Raw genomic sequence first — 20,788 nt, 5'->3', positions numbered from 1 at the left:
CGCTTAAGCTTTTCCAGGCCAGCCGGACCGTCGTGAATGCAACAGGAGATGCCAATGTCGATCACCCCGCTGATGCCCGTATATCCCCGGTGCGGCGTGCGTCCGGTGCGCGGCGAGAACTGCCACCTGATTTCCGAGGACGGAACGCGCTATCTCGATTTCGCGAGCGGGATTGCGGTGAACATTCTGGGCCATTCGCACGAACACCTGATCGGCGCGATCCAGCGGCAGGCGGCAACGCTAATGCACGTGTCGAACCTCTACGGCAGCCCGCAAGGCGAACATTTGGCTCAACGGCTGGTCGATCTGACGTTTGCCGACACGGTGTTCTTTACCAATTCGGGTGCCGAAGCGGTCGAGTGCGCGATCAAGACCGCGCGCGCCTATCACAGCGCTGCCGGCAACGAGCATAAATACGAACTGATAACCTTCAAGAACGCCTTCCACGGTCGGACGATGGCGACGATCAGCGCATCAAATCAGGAGAAGATGCACAAGGGCTTCCTGCCGCTGTTGGAAGGTTTCAAGTATGTCGATTTCAACGACCTTGAAGGCGCCAAGGCCGCGATGGGGTCGAAGACAGCAGGCTTCCTCGTCGAGCCGATCCAGGGTGAGGGGGGCATCCGCGATGCCTCCGACGAGTTCCTTCAGGGCCTGCGCGCGCTGTGTGATGAGCACGACCTGATGCTGATCTTCGACGAGGTCCAGTGCGGCGTCGCGCGGACCGGTACGCTCTATGCATACGAGCAGTACGACCTGACGCCCGATATCATGGCAACCGCCAAGGGCATCGGCGGTGGGTTCCCTATGGGCGCTTGCCTTGCGACCGAGAAAGCGGCGCGCGGCATGGTTGCGGGTACACACGGGAGCACGTACGGCGGCAACCCGCTGGCGATGGCGGCGGGCGAGGCGGTGCTCGACGTGGTCGCCAACGATGAATTCCTGTCCGATGTGCGCGCCAAGGGCGAGCGCCTGCGTGGTCGGATCGAGCAGTTCATCGGCGACTACCCCGACCTGTTTATCGGTGTACGCGGACGCGGCCTGATGCTGGGCCTGATGATGAAGGTCGAACCGCGGCCGTTCGTGGCGCACATGCGCGACAACCATCAGTTGCTTACCGTCTCGGCAGGCGACAACACCGTGCGGGTTATACCGCCGCTGGTGATCGACGACAGCCACATCGATGAATTTATGGAGCGGCTCTCTGCAGCCGCAGCGAGCTACGCTCCGGAGGCACCCGTCACATGAATGCACAGACTCCCAGGCATTTTCTCAATCTGACTGACGCTGGCGGCGATGCAATTGCAGCGATGATCGGCGATGCCATCGACCGCAAGAGCGTCCGCGCTGGCCAGCCGAAAGGCAAGGCCGATGCCGATGCGCCATTGGCAGGGCGTGTCTTGGCGATGGTGTTCGAGAAGAACTCGACCCGTACGCGTGTGTCTTTCGATATCGCGATGCGCCAGCTAGGTGGATCGGCGCTGACCCTCGATGCCGGGACCACACAGCTGGGCAGGGGCGAAAGCGTGGCCGACACCGCCCGCGTACTCAGTCGCATGGCAGACGCGATCATGCTGCGTACCGATGACCACGCAAAGGTCGAGGAACTGGCGCACTATGCCGACGTTCCGGTGATCAATGGACTCACCGACCTTTCGCACCCCTGCCAGATCATGGCTGACCTGCTGACCGTCATCGAGCACGGCAAGGCATTGCCCGGGCTCGAAGTCGCCTGGCTGGGGGATGGCAACAACGTGCTCAATTCCATCGTTGAGGCGGCGGGGCTGATGAAGTTCAACGTGCGCATCGGCGTGCCGGAGGGATACGAACCGGACTTGGCTTTCATCGCTGCTGCGCAAGCCGCCGGGGCTGGCATTCAGGTTTACCGCGATCCTGTTGCCGCTGTCCGTGGCGCTGACGTTATCGTGACCGACACCTGGATCTCGATGGGGCAGACCCATGCCGAGGCGAAGCTTGCTGCGATGGGTCCTTATCAGGTCAATGACGCCTTGATGGCGCACGCCAAGCCTGACGCGCTGTTCCTGCACTGCCTTCCCGCGCACCGCGGTGAGGAAGTGACGAATGCGGTGATCGATGGCCCGCAATCGGTGATCTGGGACGAAGCGGAGAACCGCATCCATGCCCAGAAATCGATATTGCGCTGGGCTTTCGGACAGATTTGAGGGTTAGCGGGCGTGAGTGAACACGAGCATTCGACCACCGGATTTGACCGGCTGCTTCATTTCACGTTGCCCGATCGCAATGCGCGTGGCCGCGTCGTGAGGCTGGGGCCGGTGCTCGACAAAATCTTGTCTGCGCACAGCTATCCGGCGCCAATCCGCCAGATCTTGGCTGAGGCGCTCGTGGTCACGGCGCTGCTGGGCTCGTTGCTCAAGGATGAGGACGGGCAGATTACCCTTCAGGCACAGACTCAGGACGGCGTGGTGGATTTGCTTGTCTGCGATTATCGAGGTGGCGAACTGCGAGGCTATGTTCGTCATGATCGCGCCCGGCTGGATGAACTGGGTCCTGCTCCATCATTGTTTGCGCTGTTTGGCGAAGGCTACCTTGCGATTACCTTCGATCTGGCGACCTCAGGTGAGCGCTATCAGGGCGTCGTGCCGCTAGAGGGCAATTCGCTGGCGGAGGCGTGCGAAAGCTACTTCGTGCAGTCCGAGCAAGTGCCGACACTCATTCGTGTGGCGACGCTCAATGCCCCCGAAGGCTGTGTCGCGGGCGGTGTGCTCTTGCAACATCTTCCCGATGGCGAGGAGGGGCGCGAGCGTCTGCACGTGCAGTTAGATCACCCCGAGTGGGAGCACGTTGCCGCGCTCGGTGGATCGACCAAGGATGAGGAATTGGTCGACGGAGCGCTCGACCTTGAGACGCTGGTCTGGCGGCTGTTCCATGAGGAGCGCGAAATCCGCGTCGTGTCTGGCGCGGAGGTAGCGCGAGGCTGCCGCTGTACGATCGAACACTACCGCGACGTACTCTCCCGGTTCGCTCCAGAAGCGCGCGATGAGATGAAGGACGATCAAGGTCTTATCATCGTCGATTGTGCATTCTGTTCGCGCGATTTTGCCATTGATGATCTGTGAACCCGCGACAGGGTTCACAATGATAACAGCATTTTTCACGACTCATCGACGGTATAGTCCGTTTCATCGTTGCTAACCCGGTGATATGATCTTTTGCGTGAGCAGGGCCACAGCGCCAACTGCCAGAACGTGCGAAAGTTCAGGGTATGACTTCACTGGCCAAAGATCGCAGTTCCATCACTCGGGCGCTTCTGGCAGTTGGATGCCTTGCGCTGGGATTTGTGGCAACTTCGGGGGACGCTCAAGGCCCGACGCTAGCTATGCTCGACCGCTTCGAACCGGGTCTGTGGGAAGTCACGCCACGCGACGATGCCAGTCAAGCGGGGCAAGTGTGCATAGACAGCGGCCGCAAACTGATCCAGGTCCGTCACGCGCGTGAAACCTGTCGACGCTTCGTCATCGAAGACAAGCCCGTTTCTGTCACGGTGCAATATACGTGTCCGGCAAGCGGCTCTGGGTTGACCCACGTCAGGTTCAAAAATCCGCGGCTTGCTCTGATCGAAACGCAGGGCATCGATAACGGCTTGCCTTTCAACTTTTCGGCCGAAGGGCGCAGGATAGGGGCGTGCAGTCGCTGACCTCGCCGGCGCTAGTCGCGTAATCGTTGCTTCCTAAGCCCGGGACGGGTAGCCAGCCGGCGATGTCAGAAACGTCTTTAAGCACCGATGCGCCTCTAGCGGTTGTCCTGTTGTCCGGCGGCCTTGACTCAATGGTCTGCACGGCCCTGGCGCAAGAGCAGGGTTTTCGCGTGCTCGCGCTCACGATCGATTACAATCAACGGCACCGTGTCGAACTGGATTCCGCGACAGCGATTGCAAAGCGCTTGAACGTCGAGCGGCACGTCATCTTGCCGCTCGATCTGCGTCAGTTCGGAGGGTCTGCCCTGACCGCCGATATAGCCGTTCCAAAGGACGGCGTGGGGGACGGAGTTCCCGTTACGTATGTCCCGGCGCGAAATCTCATCTTTCTCTCGCTGGCACTCGCCTGGACCGAAGCCGCAGGCGCGCGAGACCTGTTTATCGGCGTCAACGCGCTTGACTATTCAGGCTACCCGGATTGCCGTCCCGAGTTCGTTGCAGGATTTGAATCGCTTGCTCGACTGGCGACAAAGGTTGGCAATGATGGCGGAGTGGTAACCGTTCACGCGCCTCTGCAAAACCTCAAGAAATCAGAGATTGCCCTCGAGGCGGCAAGGCTGGGGCTCGAATCTGGACAAAGCTGGTCATGCTATGATCCCAGGGTAGAGGGGAGAGCCTGCGGCGTTTGCGACAGTTGTCGCTTGCGACGCGCGGGATTTGAAGAGGCCGGCCTCGATGACGGAACGCGGTACGGCAGCGACTGACCTTGCCGTCCAAACGGAACAAGGCGGCGAAGCCTGAGCCTAGGACTGGTACGTGCTGTGCATCTTAATGCTGGTCTACGTGGCTGCGTTTCGCGCCTAGACTTGTTGCAGCTTTTATAGTGCTTTTATTCATTGCCGAGTTCTGCTCGAGCACGCCCGCTCGACGGGGCCGCCGCCACAAGGCAGTCTGTCCTGCCACGCTTGCGCGGCACGGCAACCGCGACTTTCTTTATCGCCACGACCCTGGTCGGACTCGCGCTGGGCCCGTTCATGGCAGGCTATGTGTTGGCGACTTACGAAGACAATCTGTCGCTCTGCGTGACATCGACTCGGGTATGGTGGCTGTTGGACTGGTGATGCTCATTGTCGGGTAAGTGCCATACCGACAGGTCAAGCGACTCGATTGGAACGCGCTCGAACTGCCGGAGAAGCCACCTGAGCTTCAGTCAGCCAAACGCTCGAGAACGCCACAAGCGAGGCGTCCGCCACTATTACCACTTGGATCTGTCTTGTAGTCATCGGGGCCAGCGTGGAACACGATCGCCGTCCCGTCGGCATCGAACATTGCCGCAATCAAGTCGGCGGGTACCCCGATCAAGGGCGCTTTCAAAGACCCCGAGCCATCAGCCGCAACCGTCATATTGGGAAGATCACCCAGATGAGGACCGGCCGGATTGAGATTTCCATGCTGGTGCGCCGAGGGATTGAGATGACCTCCGGCCGTCGTGAACCCAGGCGCTTCGCACTTGCCGACCGCGTGGAAGTGGATCCCATGATCGCCCGCGCCCTGCCCCGTTACAGATGCGCTTAGATAAAGTGTTGAGCCGGTCCTGGTGATTTCCGCGCTCCCGACGCCGCGACCGGCCGCATCGCTCAAAGTTGAGCGGGCCAAGAGAGCAGCGTCGCCTGTCTCGCTCCCAGACATCGTGGAGCAGCCCGATAAGGCACTAATTGCGGCGAGCGAGATCATGCTGAGGTTCATTTTCATCAAAAGTCTCCGGAACCAGAACGTGGCATCTCACATAACGAAAAAGGGGCCGGATTGCTCCAGCCCCTCTCGAATATCGGTTTGACCCGAAATTACATGCCCGAACCCGGACCGTACGTGATTTCCACGCGGCGGTTCTGAAGTTCGCGAACACCGTCAGCGGTCGGAACCCGTGGGTTCGTTTCACCGAATGCCTGGCTCGTGATCGAACCATCGGGGATGCCGCGCGAACCGAGGTACGAACGAACAGCCGTGTTGCGGCGTTCCGAAAGGCCCTGGTTGTACTTGGCGCTGCCCGAACGGTCAGCATAACCTGCAAGCATGATCGGCACGCTGGCGCAGTTACCGTATGCGGTAACGGCGTTGTCCAGAATGGTCGAAGCTTCCGGCGTGATGTCCGACTTATCCCAGTCGAAGAACACGATGTACGGACCCTTGTTGCAGACCACTGCCGGCGGCGGCGGGGGAGGCGGAGGAGGCGGCGGCGGCGGCGGCGGGGGAGGCGGCGGAGCAGCTTCCTCGACCGGGGCTGCGCCACCGAAGTTGTACGTCAGCGTACCAAGCAGCGAGTGCGAGCGGAACCGCGTGCGGGCATTGACGCCCGAGTTCTTCACAAGGTCAATGTGATCCTGGTTGAAGAAACGGTACTTCAAGCCCACGTCGACATGATCGCCCAGAGGAGCGCGAATGCCAGCGATACCTTGGTAAGCAAAGCCGGTATCGGTATCGACGACGCTGTCGAGCGCATTGCGATAGATCACTGCGATCTTCGCACGGCTAACGCCAACACCACCGCCGACAAAGCCCTGGATGCCATCATCCGGACCAAAATCGAGCAGGCCGTTGACCATGAAGCTCAGAGCTTCAGCGCCACCGCCGAACTGGGTTTCTGTCAGACGCACGCCAGGCGCATCGTAGTTCTTTTCTTCGGCACGACGGTAGCTGACTTCGCTTTCAAGGCGGAAGCCGCCGAAATCGTATCCGACGATACCACCGAAATCATAACCGACCTTCGTGTCGAGCACGCCACGCTGGCCAGAACCAGTGAGATTCTCGATGTTCTCGACAATCATTGCACCGGCGTCAGCTTCGACATACCAAGAATCATCACGAGCGAACGCTGGTGTTGCCAAGGCAGTCGTGGCCAAGGCTAAGCCCAGGACAAGTTTCCGCATTATCGTTTCCCCTTTTAGCGACATCATGCCACGTCGTGCAGATTGTCTACCGATTCCAAAGTTGGCATGCAAGCGGACAAACACGCTGACTGTTGCATGAATACAACGAATACAACCGTTGTGCCATACATCTGCCAGTTGGAGACGCCCTCATGTGCCGGTGAAATGTCGCAAAAGGATTTTAGTTCCCTGTTAGGCGGCCGAAATAATTCCGGTGTCGATCAGCGCGCCGAGCAGTGCGGTCAGGCAGGAGCGCGCTTCTACGTCAATGATCGCGCCTCCAGCGGGGCTGGCAGGGGCCACAATCTCGCTCCATCCGCCAGAAAAAACGCGGATTGCCGCCGCTTCTCGGTCATATATGCGAAGGCCTGTCGAAGGGGGAATGAAGCGCCAGCCGCCGTCCGACCAGCCCGCGATCTGGTCTGTTCGTCCTGCAAAGGCACCAGTTGGCCCTGATCCCACAATCCAGCTCTCACCGATCACTGGGCTTGCAGGCGGACTCGCCAACGTGCCGTTGACGGCTCCCGCCAGCAGCATATCGATTTTCGAAAGGGCCTCGTTGACCGTCACCTCTTTTTGCGACTGTCCCGAAAAAAGGAGGGGCAGGCCAAGGCAGGGCGTTGCAAAAGAGTAACTAATTGGATCGGACATGTCTGGTACCTTTCCTTGGGCCGCTCACGCAGGCATCGCGATTCTAAGGGGCAGGGATCTGGATTGGCGGCCCACCTGCCGAACGGTGAAGGTCAGCCCTGAGCCAAGGGCCGCCAGTTCGGCTGCGGTTACCGCTGGGATCGTCAAGCGCGGCTCTGTAAGCTGCCAATATCGTGCAGGCGTATCCGTCGCACCGAAGGTCACCTCCCAAAGTTCGGCACTTTCGTTCAGCGGAACGTCCACCTCGTCCAACCAGGTCCACGATCCACGCGAGCGGCGCACCCATTCCAGCGTCAGTGCACCGTCGCTTCCTCGTGACGCGCGGCCATGGACGGGCGCGAGCGGTCTCAGGGTCAGACCAGGATTGCCGATCGGGCTTGTCGCAGGCGTAGCGTCACCCAGACCGATTGCGACAATGGTCGATGTCTTAACGTCACTTACTAAAGTCACGTCCAACGCAATCAGACTGTCGTCGATCAGAGCGAAGCCCTCTCCCGCGATGTGTCCAGCCGTCGCATGCTCCGTACCCCCACGACCACGAAGCAGCCCGGAAAGCCGCCATGCGCTGCCACCGATGAAGTCTGCGCGGGCGAACTGGATGAGTTCGTCACCCAGCACTGCCATGTTCGCGCCCTGCACCAACTGCGCCCAGGTAGCGTTATCGAGCGAGAAGTCCGATGAGGCGAGTTCGATCTCCACCTCACCCACCGTGTCGACAAGCAGGGGCGAAGCGCCAGGCAGCGCCGAAATTGCAACGCCTGCAATCGCTCGCCTGCGTCCCGTTGAGCCGAGAGAGATCGTCGAAGCGTCAGCCCGCTCGGTATAAAGTGCGGCACCTGTCCAGCCAGCGGTCTGGGCTGTGGCTGCTACTCTGAGCATAGGCGAAGCGCCGTCACCCTGACCGTCCCATGGTAGTTCGAATGCCGTGATCCGGGTGGGAGTTGTGAGCAGATCGGCCGCGTGATTGGAACGGCCTGCGTCGGTGACGGGTGTTGCAGGCAAGGAAGCCTGTACCGCCGAGAGATCGAGCATCACACCGTCCGATTGCCACTCCCACTGGTCGATCCGCCACACCCCCTCGGTTATCGGCGTGCGCACGATCGCACCCGGGCCGAACCGCTGATCAATTTCCGCAATCCGGTATCGCATCGTGTCGCGTGCAAGGGTGAAGCGCTGCGCCGCCTTGTTTGCCAATTCACGAGCTTCGCCCGCTGCCATTGCGGCGGGAAGCTCGATCATCGTCACGTCTCCCGGGCCGCTGCGGCCCAGGCTTCGTTGCAATCCCGGCTGGTAGTCGCGGGCAATATCGTAATACCGCACCGCGCACTGGCGCGCGCCGGGAAGCGCGTCACGCCGCCGCGACCAACCGTCCGCGCGCGCATCCTCTGCAGTCTCGCCACCAGCGGTTGGAACTGGAAGTTCCAGCAAGGCCTCATCCACAAAAATCTCGGCGAGTCCAAACGACAGTTGCTCGTCGACCACGCTGCACGTCAGGGGCGTGATGTCGGAGAGCGTAGCCAGCACGTCTGCGGCAGCACCCTGATCAACGGAAAACCCCGACAACGTCGATTGCGTAAGATTGCCGGTCGCTGCACCCGGCAGCAGCGAAGATACCACTGCGGCCAGGGATATCGAACCATCGTCTGCGATGATCTCGAGCGTCAGTGACGGCAGACGGTTTCCATAGTCCGCAAGCTCCAGGTCCTCGAACACGACATATGCCACGTTGCGATACGCTGGACTCTTGTCTGCGCCTTCGGCCTGCGCGAGCAACGGATCGGCCGCTTGGTCGCCATGCCCTGAATGGATGCGCAACGTGCCGCCGACTTTCAGATCGCCGGCATCACCGCGCAACAGGTTGCCGTCCGCCCAGATACGTCCGATCCCGGCAATCGGTCGGCTCGCCACTGCCACTGCGAACGAAACGGTATAACTGTAATTGGTAACCGAAGGTCGGCCTTTGCCACCGCCGGACTTTTCCTTGTGCTCAATCAGTTCGGTGGCCCAGATCACAGTTCCCGAGGCGCGAACCGTTCCGAAGTGCATGGGCAGGGCCGAGCCATAGCTCGACGTCTGCACCGCTAGCTCCTTCAGGCGCGGGCCTTCGATCTTGCGGCCACCAACGATGCTGGCATCGATCTGACGGCCAATCAGCGCACCGATGGCGCCGCCGATTGGTCCACCGAAGATGGTGCCGGCAGCAGAAAGAACGAGCGTAGCCATGACGATCAGCGATCCTTTTCAGCTAGTTGCCATTGCAGGGCGACCGGCCAGGGAAGGGGGGCGGGCAGGAAGGTGACTTTGCTTAGGCTGGCGTTGGCATGGACGAAGCCACCCGGAACCGCGATCAGCAGGTGCGGCTGGATTGGATTGACCATGCACAGGACTACGTCCCCGTCATCGCGCGTTGGCTCCAGACCGCTCTGTTCTGCATGACACAGCCAGCGCGCGGCCGAGACCGAGCGAAGGGAATAGCCCTCGGGCGGAGAGGCCTCATGGCCACATCGCCGCATCGCTTCGGCAATCAGGCCGACGCAGTCTAGACCTCTCTCAGGCTGACGTCCGTGCAAACGGAACGGCGTCCCGATCAGGCTCAAAGCGGCCTGCGCCAGACGACCGTTCATGCCTGGTTGGACGGATAGCGGGTCAGCAGGTCGTTGCCGGGAAGGAACGGCTCACCCTGGAAGTTCAGGGCATTACCGAACCTTGCAGCACACGTCGCCAGGGTATGGTCGCAGCCCTCGCGCGCGATCGCATGGACGCCCGCAACCGAGCCCTCCGGCAGTGGTTGTTCGAGCACGAGCCAGCCCGCGTCCACGCCCTGAACGCGCGTAACGATGCCGCTGCCTGCCCCATCGACCAGCCTGACCCAGCCGAACGCAAACTTGGCGGGCGCAAAGCCTGCGGCAAGCCTGACCTTGCGAAGATCCGACGATACCTCATCGACAACAGCCTCGTGTGTAAAGCGCGCGCCGGAAAGCGTGCAGCCCTCGCCGCAGAACTCGGCCCTGCACGTGGGAGAGGTGCGCACAACCACCTGCCGCGCAAGATCCTGCTTGATGGACTGCAATTCGGCCGAGAACCGCTCGCCTTCACGCCCGACCGATCCGATCGTGCCAGTGAATAACGCCTCGGATTCTAGCGTTTCCCAGTCGACCAACCCCACGGCCACCCGCGCGCCGTCGAAGCGTCCAGCGGCAAGATCGCGCTCGCCGATCGCATCGTGGCTCAGTGCCCCCTCGACCTCGGCACTATCGGCTTCAAAGGTTGCGGTGCGGCGGACGGCTGACGGTACCATCCCAGGCGCCGTACGGTGCCGAAGGCCCGCTAGCAGAAGGTCGCGGTCATGGCTGGTGAAACCGAGCGCCACACCATCGCGTCGCTCGATCCGCCACCACACCGCCACGGTTTCCAGCGGCTGGCTGAACCAGGCGCGGCTCACGCGTCTTCTCGCAATTCAATCAGCGGAACGCTCGGCGCTTCGCCCGCCGCGAATTCGGCGCCCGATATATCGAGGCGGTCTTCGGCAAAGCGGACGGGCACGTCGAACACGAAGCCCGCCCGAACCACTGCGCCAACCGCAGGCGCCGCCGCTAATGCAATGACCCCGAGCGGTTCCAGCGTGAAACTGCCGGTCTCGACACCATTGACGCTCACGCGCAGCGACTCTGCGAGCGGACGTGTTATCCGGCGGCGTTGCGCGTCGTCACCCTCACCGTAATTCTTGACCAGCCCGAAGTGCGCTGTGGCCCCGTCGCCCGTCCCGATCACCTGATCGGTCGGCGTGGGAACACCGGTCATGCCGTTCGAGCTGAAGTCCGAAGGATCGCGCAACCGAAATCCACGCGCCTGTCCGCGCCTTGCCCGGAAAAACGCAATCAGCTCGCCCAGCTCGGCATCCGATCGCACACCGGGCCCTACGTCGAACCGCAGCCGCGCATCGGACCATAAGCTGTTACGGCGCTCGAAGCCCGATGCGGTGATCGTGACGTTGGTCGAAAACTCGGGCGTAACCGAGGCGTCGCGGCCCAGCGCCAACGGAAACACGACGTTGTCGAAGGACTGCATGTTCTCGTCTCCAGTCGTGTCGGGAAGCCTTACGTAGCCGTCGCGCGAAACCTGCGGCAGCGCCCAGACGAACGTCTCGGCCACACCCAGCGCCACTGCCTCGCTTGCAGCGGTATCGATGCGGCCCCATTCGATCGAAGCGTTCGCCGCATTCAGTACGAAACCTGACAGGTAATGCTGCTGCTCGCGCGGATAACCAAGCCGCGCCTCGGCTAGGGTTCGGCCGGCTGCCCGCAAAGCGTCTTTGCCGGTTGTGACCCAGTCGTAATCCTCAAGCTGCAGGACATCGAACGCGGGCGACGCCCAGCCCACAGGCAGGTTCGCGCGTTTTGCCTCTGGCGTCGCCGGATCGAGCACCGTCGGCAGGAACGCGAGCAGCAGTGTCTCGGCCTCAGCGCCACCGGCTGCGGTCTTCACTGCCGCTGCAAGCTCGGTAGTCGATTGCGCCAGAAGCGCCCCAGCGGCGTCCAGCAACGCCTTCTGCGCTACACTAAGGCTCGCACTCAGGTCGGCAATGTTGACCGGGCTTCCGCCAAACGCCGCCTTGGCCGCGTCGTCGTAGATGCAGATCCGCCGGTCCTGCGTGACCCACCACCACGGCTCGCCAACCTGATGTCGCACCGGCAACCCGGCATTCTGCATCAGGGTTACCAATGCCGCACCGACCTTGCGCACCCAAGCCATCGCCTGCGTGTTTGCCGGGGAAAGCAAGGCCGACGGTGGCGACCAGCCTGTCCGCGCAGCCTCGCCATCCCACGTGCGTTGCTGCCACGTTGCCGGGCAATGCTGCGCCAGAAGCTCGTAGGACTGCGAAGCGATCACGCTGTGACCCATCCCGCGGGCCTGCGCGAAAAACACCTCGTGCCACCGTTGCGCAGCCGCGTTCATCGCAGGCAGCGTCGGATCGACCACGAAACCACCGGCGCCATCGGGCACGAGCGGGAAGAAGTGGCTCATCCCGATGTAGTGGTTGATGCTCCCGCGATACCCCAACCCGCGCACCTGTCGCAGCAGCCTTGCGGGCGTCAGGTTGTAGGCATCGTCATAGCCCGTGCACATCGAAAGCCCGTGCGGCGGCACCATCACGTCGCCGATCTCCAACATCGGCTTGTGGCCTTCGCAACGGATTCCGGTCATCTCGACCCAACCCGTCGTAGCTGTAGAAAATGCGCCCGACCCCGATCCATACCCCGGCGGGACCAGCGAAATGAACAGCCGATCGATGGCCGCCGGATGCACCGGGTCGGCCTCCGCAGGAAGCAGGAACCCGCCATTCAGTGCCGAAAACGGCAGCACCACTTGCGCATCGGTGGGCGTGCCCGTGGCATAATTCCACAGCCGCACGTACCAGGCCCGCGCATTGCCAGCGGCATCGCGGCCCTCGATCGTCAGCGTTGGCCCGTTCACTGCATCGAGCGACAGCACGCCTGACGATTGCCAGCGGAACGAGAGTGTCAGTCGGGAATAGTCCGTGCTCGTCACATACGACAGCAGCGGGTGATCCCACTTGTCCTCCGATTCCCAGATCAGCCCGATCAGGTCGTCGGCCTTCTGAAACACGGTGTCCACGCGCAGCGCATCCGGCGCGGTGGTGACGACCGAGGCCATCGCAGGCCGTGGAAAATTCACCGTCCAGAACCGCGGATCGAACCGCTGGATCGTGTCGGTATGCTGCACCGTGCGGCGCGTGGCGAGCCAGTGGCTCATATCCCGTTCTCCGCTTTTTAGAAGTCGTTGAGCGCGCGGCGCACCGCATGTGCAACCTGCCGTCCCGACCGGCGCAGGCTCTCGGGCTGGTTGCTGCCTTGGGGACTGACGATCTTGATCGATACGTTGACGTCGCGCCCGCGACTGCCGCCAGCCGAAGCCTCCACCCGCCCGGCCGACGTCGGCATGAACAGCTCGGGCCCGCGCTCGCCCACCAGATAGCCGCGTCCCGGCGCCACCGGTCCACCGGTCGCACGTCCGGGCAGGCCGAAGATCGATCCGATCAGGCTGCCAAGTCCCAACACGCCGCCGCTACCGCCGCCGCTCGCAGCGCCGCCCAACGAGCCGATGCCTGCCGACACTGCCTGCGCGGCAATGTCGCCCAGCACATTCAACGCCACCCGGCGCAAGTCCTCGAAGCCCAGCGACCCCCGCCGGATCGCGCCCAGCAGGCCCCGCTCGAGCGTATCGCCCGCCCGTCCGAAGCCGTCCACCAGGACAGAATCGAAGCTCCCGCGCATCCGCGCCACGTCGGCGGCAAAGCCCGAGGTGTTCGCGCGCACGTCGATCACCAGCGTGTCGAGTTCATCCGTCACGGTCTTGCTCCATCAATCTGTCCAGAGTGCGCTTGTCGATCGCTTCGCCCTCGGGCTGGCGTATCGCTGAAAGGACGGTGCCCAGTTCCTCGGGCGTCGCGCCCCAGAACGTGTCGGGCAGCCATCCGAGCAGCAGTGCCGCCTGTCCGCCAAGCCGAGCAGCCGCTACGCCGAAGCGTTCGCTCATCCGGCACCTTTCAGGATCTGGACAATCAGCGACCGCAGTGCCGGCGTGCACGCGGCAAGCCCCTCGCGTGCCACGGCCTCGGCGAAGTCGTCGCGCTCCAGTCCGTTGCGCTCACGCAGCGCATACCAGAACAGCGCGACCATCTCCGACAGCCGGAGTTGCCCCGCACTCGCCCGCTCGACCAGCGCGAACAGCGGGCCGAGTTCCTCCTCGGCTGCTACGAGCGCGGCAAAGGTTGGGCGCAGCACCAGCGGCTGTCCGCCGATCATCAGCACGGCTTCCCCCCGGTGGGGATTGGCGGCACCCGTCATCAAACCTGCGCCACCAGGCCAGAGCTTTCGAGCGTCATCGTGTAATTACGCTCGCCGTTGAAATCGCCGGAATAGTCGAGCCGCTGGACAAGGAACTGGCCCCGCATCTTTTCGCCGCCCTCGAACGACAGTTCGTAGTCCGCGATAGTGCCCGCCAGCGCATTCCCGCGCACTTGCACCTCGGCCGCGCTGCCAAGGAATATCCCGGCCGCGCTTACCGTAACCGACCGCGTTCCCGCACCCGACAACAACTCGCGCCAGCCACCCGATTCCTTTGTGGTGATCACGACGGACTCGCCGTTGATCGACATCTGCGTCGTGCGCAGGCCCGCCACGGTGTTGTACGTCGGCGTTGCTGCGCCATCGCTGATCTTCAGCAGGAACGCGCTTCCCTTCTGGGCTGCCATGATGCTTTCTCCTTGGAATGAATAGGAATTCAGGCCGCCAGGATGCGCGCCCGATATTCGAGCACGACGACCCGCACCGCCTCGTCGCGCTGCTCCGCGCGGGCCTTGATCAAGCCGATGCTGGCCACGCGAAACCCAGCGGCAGTCTGGTCGGCAGGCAGGCTCTCCACCCGCGCCTCGATCGCCGCCACGGTTGCTGCCCCACCGATCGGATCGTCGCTGCGGAAGTTGAGCTCCAGCGCCACGCGGATTTCGCGCCCCGCCAATGTCTTGGTGCCCCAGTTGGTGCTCGCGCTGGCGGTAAGCGCCAGCCAGGGCAACGCCGTGCGCGAAGGCGCTTCCTCGACCACGGCGTTCAACGCGGCCATCAGCGCGGGATCGCTCGCCAACCACGCGATAAGTGCGGCGCGAAAAGCAATTTCCATGCGCTTAGTCCTTCCCGAACAGCGGCCACAGCAGGCCAGCATCGCGCCAGCGCCGGGCATTCTTGCGTTGCGTCATGATTACCGCCTGCGCCTTGGCGATCGCCTCGGCCTTCTCGGTCAGGCGGCGTGCCATTTCGGCGGTCGCAGCCGTTGCCGAGATCATGCGAGGCGCATCCGGCGCCATGGGCGCCACAGCGCTGCCACCACCGACGGCGGAACGGCGGCAGCCTTGCGGTCGTCATCGCGCGCCCGGTGCTGATGCGCGCACAGCCGGATCAACCCGTGCCGGATAGCGTCGGGCAGACCGGCCCAGTCGGCCGCCATTCCGGCCGAGTACGTCACCACCAAGCGCGTCTGCGAAATCGGCTTCATCAACCGCACCCGGCCCGCGCCATCGGCAGCGATGTCGAACTCATAGTCCGCCGTAGCCAGCGCCGTGCGCACGCCTGCCAGGTCCAACGCGGCCAGCGCGGTGATCGCAGAAACAGGCCGCGCAGACAGCACTTGCCACTCGCCGCTCGCGGTCAGCACTTCCTCGCAGCCCGACTGCAATGGCATGGCGCCGGTGAAGCCTTCGCAGATCTCCAGCGCGGTGCGCAGCAGCGCCACCAGTTCGGCGTCATCGGCCGACCGCGAGATGCCCAGCCAGGCCTTGAGTTCGGTTAGCGCCGCCGAAGACAAGGCAGGCGGTGCGACAATTGCCCGCATCATGGCAAACTCCGGTCAATGAAGGAAAAGGTGCGCCCGCAGCAGCAGGGGTAACCGCTGCGGGCGCGATGCCGGACGCAGGCGTTCAGCCGCGTCCGGTCATGCCGTCAAAGCCGCAGATCAGGTCGTGATCTTCAGCAGCTTGATCGCGTCGCTGTCCATCACCTGCCCACCAATGCGGCGGGTGGCATAGAACTGGACGTAGGGCTTGTTGGTGTACGGATCGCGCAGGATCGTGGTCTGGCGACGCTCCGCGATCAGGTAGCCGGCCTTGAAGTTACCGAATGCGATCGGGAACTGGTTCGCCGCCACATCGGGCATGTCCTCGGCTTCGATCACCGCATAGCCCAGCAGGCGGTCCGGCTGGCCATCGACCAGACCCGGCTGCCACAGGAACGCGCCATCCGAAGTCTTGAGCTTGCGCACCGAAGCCAGCGTGGTCGAATTCATCACCCACACTGCACCTTGGCGCAGCGGTGCCTTGAGCTGGCAAACCAGATCGATCAGCTTGGCTTCCGGCGCGCTGTCGAACCCGGCCGCATTGCCCGAGCCGATGAACTGGAGCGAGCCGAACGCACGCGCCGTATCGCCCGCAGCGCTCATCGTGCCGGCCAGAAAGCCCTTTGGCTGGTTGGTTCCGGTGCCGCTGACGAACGCTGCCCCTTCCGCACGGGCAAACTCGGTCGCGATTTCGTTCGCCAGCCAGCCTTCGAGGTCAAATGCCGCATCATCGAGCATCGACTGCGTTGCCGAAGGATTGGCGTAGAGCTCACCGGTCGGAGGCGCGATCTCGGCAAGCTTGGGGCTGGCGGTTTCCGGACGCGCGCCGGTCTCGCTGACCCAGCCCGAGGCCGTGCCACCGGTCGAGATCAACCGGCGGAAGCCCGAAGTGCCGGTGCGGACGACATTAGCCACCGCGCGGATCGGGCTGATTTCCACCATGCGGCGGGCAATCATCGAGTCGATTTCCTGCGGCACGGCATAGCCGCCATCAGCAGCCACCGTGCTCGAAAGCGACTTCAACTCGGTCTCGCGACCGCTACGCAAGTAGCCGTCGACAAAGCCCTTGAGTTCGGCGCCGGCCACATCGGCACCGCCCTGCAGCATCGGGCGCAGTGCGACTCGGCCAGCTTTCTCAAGGCGGCCCTTGACCTCGTCGATGTCGCTGCGCAGCGATGCAAGCGCGGCGTCATGCGCGTCCTGCCGATCGACGATGTCGAACGATCCGGTAAGCGCGTCAGCCTTCGTTTCGATGTTCATGGTATCCATGGAGCACGGAGTCCTTTCTGCATGAAAAAGCCACCAACGGGGCGGCCGTCGGGTAATTTGTCTTCGCTCTGAACGGGCCGGGTCAGGCCTCGTGAGGCTGGCCGTTCTCGATGTAATGGACGCGCGCCAATGCCTGCATCGGTCGCGTCACCAGGCTCACCTCGGTGATGTCGAGGTCGTGCAATTCGCGCCCGGCGGCCGACGTTCGGCCCTGCCGCACGCGATATCCGAACGACAGCCCATCGACCGCGCCGTCCTTCAAGGCGCGCGCCGCGGCAGAATTCGTGGCGGTCACCGAAGCAACCACGCGAAGCCCGCGTTCGTCCTCGCCGGCCACGTCGATCCAGCCGATCTGCTGGTCGGGCCGGTGCTGCCACAACAGCGGCAACCGCAACCCTTCAGCCAGACGTCGGTCCAAGCTTGCCTTGAACGCGCCCGGCAGGATCGTGTCGCCGCCGCTGTCGCGCTTGCGAAAGATTGCGGCATAACCCGCAAACTTTATCGGCGCGCTCGCCAGAGCGGCAGTCATCGCACCAGATTCCCGGACCCGAAGCGCACCGCGATGGCAAACAGCAGCAGCGCCAGCACCGCGCGAACCACCCAGCCAACCGCGGCCTTCCACGCGCTGGCCTTGGCATCGCGCCATGCGCCCAGCAGCTGGCGCAGTTCGGCCAGATCGTTGTGCGCGCTGTCGTCTGCCAGCCCCATCCGCGCCAGCACCCGCACGGCGCCAAGGTCGGAGGCTTCCTCGACCACCGCGCGCAGCGTTACCAGGTCGCAACCCTCGTCCTCGGCCTGCGCCACCAGCCGCGCCAGCATGTCCTCGCGGTTCATGCCCGCACCTCGCCGATCCCGAGCATTGCGCGCTTCTCATCGTCACTCAGAAATGTCGCGGCGCTCACTTGCGTCCACAACCGCTCGCGATCCTCCGCCAGCGCAGGCACGGCATCGAGGTCCACCACAAGTCGCGCGTCGCGGAACCACGGGCTCAATCCTTCGGCAATCGCCGACAGGATCTTGCCCGCCACCGGCAGCAGCGTCAGCCGCCACAGCGCGCGATTGGCCTCGCGATAATTGGCGTATGTGTTGTCGCCCGGAATGCCCAACAACATCGGCGGCACACCGAAGGCCAACGCAATATCGCGCGCCGCCGCAGCCTTCAACGTTGCGAAATCCATGTCCGCAGGCGTCAGCGAAAGGCTCTGCCATTTCAGCCCGCCTTCCAGCAGCATCGGTCGTCCGGCGTTGACCTGGCCCGCATAGGCCGCGGTCAGTTCCCCCTTGATCCGCTCGAACTGGTCGGACGACAGTGCCGCCCCCGGCTCGCCTGGATCATAGACCAGCGCACCCGATGGCCGCGCAGCGTTCTCCAGCAACGACCGGTTCCACCGCGCAGCGGCATTGTGGATCGCCACCGCCTCGTCCGCCGCCTCCAGGCAGCCCGCGCCATAGTGATCGTCGAGCGGATGGAAATGACGCACGTGGATCAGGTTTGGCCTCCCGAAGTCATCAAGTGCCTCGATCCGCATCGCCTTTTCGCCGACTTTGTAGGCGAACGCGGCAGGCCATCCGCCCGCATCTGGCAGGATCGTGACTCGCTCTGGCCTCAGCGCGAACAGCTCGACCGGATGACCGTCAGCATCGCGCAGCACCTGCACATACCCGTTGCCATGCAGCATCAGGTGCGCAGCCAGCGTCTCGAGCAGCGGCTGGCCCGCGCTTCGTTCACTGACCAGCGCCAGCAGTTCGGGGTCCGAAGCCGTCACCGGGGCACCGCCGATACCTTCTGCCACCAGCCGCACCGCGCGCTGTGCCACCGGGTTCTTCAGATAAGCCTCGCGGATCGCCACGGGATAGTTGATCGGCCCGCGCGATTGATCCGCGTGCCACTCGGCAGAGGCGATCCAGGGCGAGATGAAGCTGCGTCCCAATGGCACGCGGGGCGTCACCGCCTCACCCTTGAAGGCAGCGGCAAGCGATTGAAAGAACGACATGTTCTGCCTTTCAGTTAAATGTCAGTCGAACCAGATGCGCGGCTCTCCCGCGCGGCCCAGCATCAGTTCGGTCAGTGCCCAGACACAGGCGTCGGCGCGGTCGGGGGATCGCCCCGGCCCTTGGTACTCACCACCCGGCATCAAACCGCACAGCTCGTCCTCCAGCTTGGGAAACATCCCCGCGTGGCGCACCCGGCCTGCTTCGTAGAGCGCAGCCACCGGCTCGGCCCGCGCCGACTTGCCACGGCTTGCGTGGACAAGGCGCAAGGGGAGCGAGGCCTCGGCAGCGCGCAACACCGCCTCTACCATCGCCCCACCCTGGTTGGCCTCGGCCACCACCCGGTCCGCAGACCAGGCTCTGGCGGCATCGGCAACGGCGCGGGCCCATCGTTCGGGGCTGGCCTGTTCGACCGAACAGTCGGCCAGCACCCGCGCGATCCTGTCATCTCCAATGCCGCACACCACGATCCCGCAGGCATCGCCGTGCGCGCTGGCAGGCGGATCGACCGCCACGACAATCCGCGTGCAGGGCGGTGCAGCGGCTTCACGGCCACGTTCGATCAGCGCCCGGCTCCACAGCGCACCGCGAAGGTCCTCGATCATCTCCCCATGAATTTCCTGCCGACCGAGCAGGGATCGCCCGAAGGTCCGTCGCATGGCTGCGATGAAACGCTCGGGCAGATTAGCGGTGTTGTCGAACGTGCTTCCGCGCGTCAGCACCACCCCACCTGCTTCACCCTCGCCGATGATCCGCGCAACCAGCGGAACCGGGCGCGGCGTCGTTGTCGCCACCAGCCGAGGATCGTGGCCAAGGCGCAGACCCATCAGCAGGTTATCCCAGGCAGCCAAAGCCCGGTTCTCGCCCTGATCGGGCCGCGTGTCCCATTTGGCGATCTCGTCGCACCACGCATGGCTGTGCTGCGGCCCGCGCAAGCTTTCCGGCTCGCCCGCCGAATAAAGATAGGCACATGCCCCGTTCGGCCAGACCAGCCGTCGCACCGACGATTCATAGGTCGGGCGCCGCCAGGGTGCACCGATCGAGAGCAGCCCGCTTTCTCCCTCCACCATTACGCTGCGCGCTTCATGCAGCGATGCGGCAACCAAGGCGATCCGTGCTTCGGGATCGGCTTCGGCCTGTGCGCGCACCCATTCGGCACCCAGCCTTGTCTTGCCGAAGCCGCGCCCGGCCATCACCAGCCAGATGCGCCAGTCACCTTGCGGGGCACGCTGGCTCTTGCGGCCCCACACGTTCCAGTCCCACCGCCATTCGCGGCATTCGATCTCGGACAAACGGGCGAAGAAGTCGTCGATTTCCCCGCGGCTCGCATTGAACATCCAGTCCAACGGCTCGGCGTCATCCATGCAGTGCGTCCGGATCCGAAGCCAGATGGTCGGCTTTGCGATGCGCCAGAACCTTGTCGCGCATGTCCAGCAACTTGGCGTGGATGGATGCTCTGACATCGGCAATGTCGGCATTCTCGCGGATCGCCCGCTGCCGCGCCACCGTCTCGCGATGCTGGGTCAGCAGGCGTAGCGCATTGGCGTTGTCGAACTTGGCGACCAGCTCCTTGCCTTCGCCAAAGCGCAGGCGATGCAGCAGTTCCATCTCCAGATTGTCGTACCCTTCACACAGGGCGTCCCGCCAAAGACGGGCGAAATCGGACTCGGTGCGCTTGGCTTTGTATGCTCTGGAAGGGTGTATGGCCGCCGCGGCCGCTGCGGCAGTGACGTTCGACGTTTCGGCAAGCGCGGCAAGGAAATCAACGCGCCACTGTGTGCTTACAGTAATCCTTGGCGCCGTCTTATGGGTCGCTCTCACGACTCGCGGTTTCGCCTTGGCGCGCGCTTGTAACGCGCACGTT

26 protein-coding genes are annotated in these 20,788 nt (G+C 63.5%); 6 read left to right on the top strand and 20 right to left on the bottom strand.

Features of this window, described 5'->3' with window-relative positions; all coding sequences use genetic code 11:
- Positions 1–54 precede the first annotated feature (54 nt).
- The 6 genes from GGQ88_RS18190 to GGQ88_RS18165 all read left to right on the top strand — a co-directional run bounded on the left by GGQ88_RS18190 (position 55) and on the right by GGQ88_RS18165 (position 4,797).
- Positions 55–1,248 (top strand): aspartate aminotransferase family protein, encoded by a 1,194-nt coding sequence (locus GGQ88_RS18190; RefSeq protein WP_183614892.1) that lies wholly within the window; start codon positions 55–57, stop codon positions 1,246–1,248.
- Positions 1,245–2,183, top strand: a complete 939-nt coding sequence (gene argF / locus GGQ88_RS18185; RefSeq protein ID WP_183614891.1) for an ornithine carbamoyltransferase — start codon at positions 1,245–1,247, stop codon at positions 2,181–2,183. Before GGQ88_RS18190 ends, argF begins: the two co-directional genes overlap by 4 nt.
- A gap of 12 nt (positions 2,184–2,195) precedes the next feature.
- Entirely contained in the window at positions 2,196–3,098 is a 903-nt protein-coding gene (gene hslO / locus GGQ88_RS18180) for an Hsp33 family molecular chaperone HslO (RefSeq protein WP_183614890.1), read from the top strand.
- 260 nt (positions 3,099–3,358) lie between these two features.
- Entirely contained in the window at positions 3,359–3,676 is a 318-nt protein-coding gene (locus GGQ88_RS18175; protein ID WP_183614889.1) for a DUF3617 domain-containing protein, read from the top strand.
- Positions 3,677–3,738: 62 nt separating this feature from the next.
- A complete protein-coding gene (queC, locus tag GGQ88_RS18170) occupies positions 3,739–4,440 on the top strand; it encodes a 7-cyano-7-deazaguanine synthase QueC (protein WP_183614888.1) in 702 nt (233 codons plus the stop codon).
- A gap of 132 nt (positions 4,441–4,572) precedes the next feature.
- Positions 4,573–4,797, top strand: a complete 225-nt coding sequence (locus GGQ88_RS18165) for a hypothetical protein (RefSeq protein ID WP_183614887.1) — start codon at positions 4,573–4,575, stop codon at positions 4,795–4,797.
- A gap of 85 nt (positions 4,798–4,882) precedes the next feature.
- On the opposite strand, the gene GGQ88_RS18160 is transcribed toward GGQ88_RS18165, so the two are convergent.
- The 20 genes from GGQ88_RS18160 to GGQ88_RS18065 all read right to left on the bottom strand — a co-directional run bounded on the left by GGQ88_RS18160 (position 4,883) and on the right by GGQ88_RS18065 (position 20,745).
- A complete protein-coding gene (locus tag GGQ88_RS18160) occupies positions 4,883–5,428 on the bottom strand; it encodes a superoxide dismutase family protein (RefSeq protein WP_183614886.1) in 546 nt (181 codons plus the stop codon).
- Positions 5,429–5,520: 92 nt separating this feature from the next.
- Positions 5,521–6,603, bottom strand: coding sequence for an OmpA family protein (locus tag GGQ88_RS18155; protein WP_183614885.1), 1,083 nt, complete (start codon positions 6,601–6,603; stop codon positions 5,521–5,523).
- A gap of 192 nt (positions 6,604–6,795) precedes the next feature.
- The gene (locus GGQ88_RS18150) at positions 6,796–7,254 is read right to left on the bottom strand and encodes a DUF2793 domain-containing protein (RefSeq protein WP_183614884.1); all 459 of its coding nucleotides are present in this window, start codon (positions 7,252–7,254) and stop codon (positions 6,796–6,798) included.
- 24 nt (positions 7,255–7,278) lie between these two features.
- Positions 7,279–9,477 (bottom strand): phage tail protein, encoded by a 2,199-nt coding sequence (locus GGQ88_RS18145; RefSeq protein WP_183614883.1) that lies wholly within the window; start codon positions 9,475–9,477, stop codon positions 7,279–7,281.
- Between the two features lie 5 nt (positions 9,478–9,482).
- Positions 9,483–9,878 (bottom strand): C40 family peptidase, encoded by a 396-nt coding sequence (locus GGQ88_RS18140; protein WP_183614882.1) that lies wholly within the window; start codon positions 9,876–9,878, stop codon positions 9,483–9,485.
- A complete protein-coding gene (locus GGQ88_RS18135; protein ID WP_183614881.1) occupies positions 9,875–10,696 on the bottom strand; it encodes a baseplate hub domain-containing protein in 822 nt (273 codons plus the stop codon). Before GGQ88_RS18135 ends, GGQ88_RS18140 begins: the two co-directional genes overlap by 4 nt.
- Positions 10,693–13,029, bottom strand: coding sequence for a DUF2460 domain-containing protein (locus tag GGQ88_RS18130; protein WP_183614880.1), 2,337 nt, complete (start codon positions 13,027–13,029; stop codon positions 10,693–10,695). Before GGQ88_RS18130 ends, GGQ88_RS18135 begins: the two co-directional genes overlap by 4 nt.
- Positions 13,030–13,046: 17 nt before the next feature.
- The gene (locus tag GGQ88_RS18125) at positions 13,047–13,625 is read right to left on the bottom strand and encodes a tail tape measure protein (RefSeq protein WP_183614879.1); all 579 of its coding nucleotides are present in this window, start codon (positions 13,623–13,625) and stop codon (positions 13,047–13,049) included.
- Positions 13,615–13,812: a phage tail assembly chaperone gene (locus GGQ88_RS18120; protein ID WP_183614878.1), complete on the bottom strand. Its 198-nt coding sequence runs from the start codon at positions 13,810–13,812 to the stop codon at positions 13,615–13,617. Before GGQ88_RS18120 ends, GGQ88_RS18125 begins: the two co-directional genes overlap by 11 nt.
- A complete protein-coding gene (locus GGQ88_RS18115) occupies positions 13,809–14,123 on the bottom strand; it encodes a gene transfer agent family protein (RefSeq protein WP_183614913.1) in 315 nt (104 codons plus the stop codon). The genes GGQ88_RS18120 and GGQ88_RS18115 overlap by 4 nt, the downstream gene beginning before the upstream one ends.
- Complete coding sequence (locus GGQ88_RS18110) at positions 14,123–14,530, bottom strand: phage major tail protein, TP901-1 family (protein ID WP_183614877.1); 408 nt, start codon at positions 14,528–14,530, stop codon at positions 14,123–14,125. The genes GGQ88_RS18115 and GGQ88_RS18110 overlap by 1 nt, the downstream gene beginning before the upstream one ends.
- A gap of 29 nt (positions 14,531–14,559) precedes the next feature.
- Positions 14,560–14,955, bottom strand: a complete 396-nt coding sequence (locus GGQ88_RS18105; protein ID WP_183614876.1) for a DUF3168 domain-containing protein — start codon at positions 14,953–14,955, stop codon at positions 14,560–14,562.
- A 4-nt stretch (positions 14,956–14,959) separates the two neighbouring features.
- A complete protein-coding gene (locus GGQ88_RS18100; protein ID WP_183614875.1) occupies positions 14,960–15,118 on the bottom strand; it encodes a hypothetical protein in 159 nt (52 codons plus the stop codon).
- Positions 15,115–15,666, bottom strand: a complete 552-nt coding sequence (locus GGQ88_RS18095; protein ID WP_183614874.1) for a head-tail connector protein — start codon at positions 15,664–15,666, stop codon at positions 15,115–15,117. Before GGQ88_RS18095 ends, GGQ88_RS18100 begins: the two co-directional genes overlap by 4 nt.
- 117 nt (positions 15,667–15,783) lie before the next feature.
- Complete coding sequence (locus GGQ88_RS18090) at positions 15,784–16,932, bottom strand: phage major capsid protein (protein WP_183614873.1); 1,149 nt, start codon at positions 16,930–16,932, stop codon at positions 15,784–15,786.
- Positions 16,933–17,014: 82 nt separating this feature from the next.
- A complete protein-coding gene (locus GGQ88_RS18085) occupies positions 17,015–17,461 on the bottom strand; it encodes an HK97 family phage prohead protease (protein WP_183614872.1) in 447 nt (148 codons plus the stop codon).
- On the bottom strand, positions 17,458–17,766 hold the full coding sequence (locus tag GGQ88_RS18080) for a DUF6127 family protein (RefSeq protein WP_183614871.1): 309 nt from the start codon (positions 17,764–17,766) through the stop codon (positions 17,458–17,460). The genes GGQ88_RS18085 and GGQ88_RS18080 overlap by 4 nt, the downstream gene beginning before the upstream one ends.
- Entirely contained in the window at positions 17,763–18,926 is a 1,164-nt protein-coding gene (locus tag GGQ88_RS18075; protein ID WP_183614870.1) for a phage portal protein, read from the bottom strand. The genes GGQ88_RS18080 and GGQ88_RS18075 overlap by 4 nt, the downstream gene beginning before the upstream one ends.
- Positions 18,927–18,947: 21 nt before the next feature.
- Positions 18,948–20,288, bottom strand: coding sequence for a DNA-packaging protein (locus GGQ88_RS18070; protein ID WP_183614869.1), 1,341 nt, complete (start codon positions 20,286–20,288; stop codon positions 18,948–18,950).
- The gene (locus GGQ88_RS18065; protein WP_343057277.1) at positions 20,281–20,745 is read right to left on the bottom strand and encodes a hypothetical protein; all 465 of its coding nucleotides are present in this window, start codon (positions 20,743–20,745) and stop codon (positions 20,281–20,283) included. The genes GGQ88_RS18070 and GGQ88_RS18065 overlap by 8 nt, the downstream gene beginning before the upstream one ends.
- Positions 20,746–20,788: the final 43 nt, after the last annotated feature.

The sequence above is a fragment of the Novosphingobium hassiacum genome (assembly GCF_014196055.1).
Taxonomy (GTDB): Bacteria; Pseudomonadota; Alphaproteobacteria; order Sphingomonadales; family Sphingomonadaceae; genus Novosphingobium; species Novosphingobium hassiacum.
Note: the sequence above shows the minus strand (reverse complement) of the source record. Positions and strands in the feature narration are given on the sequence as shown.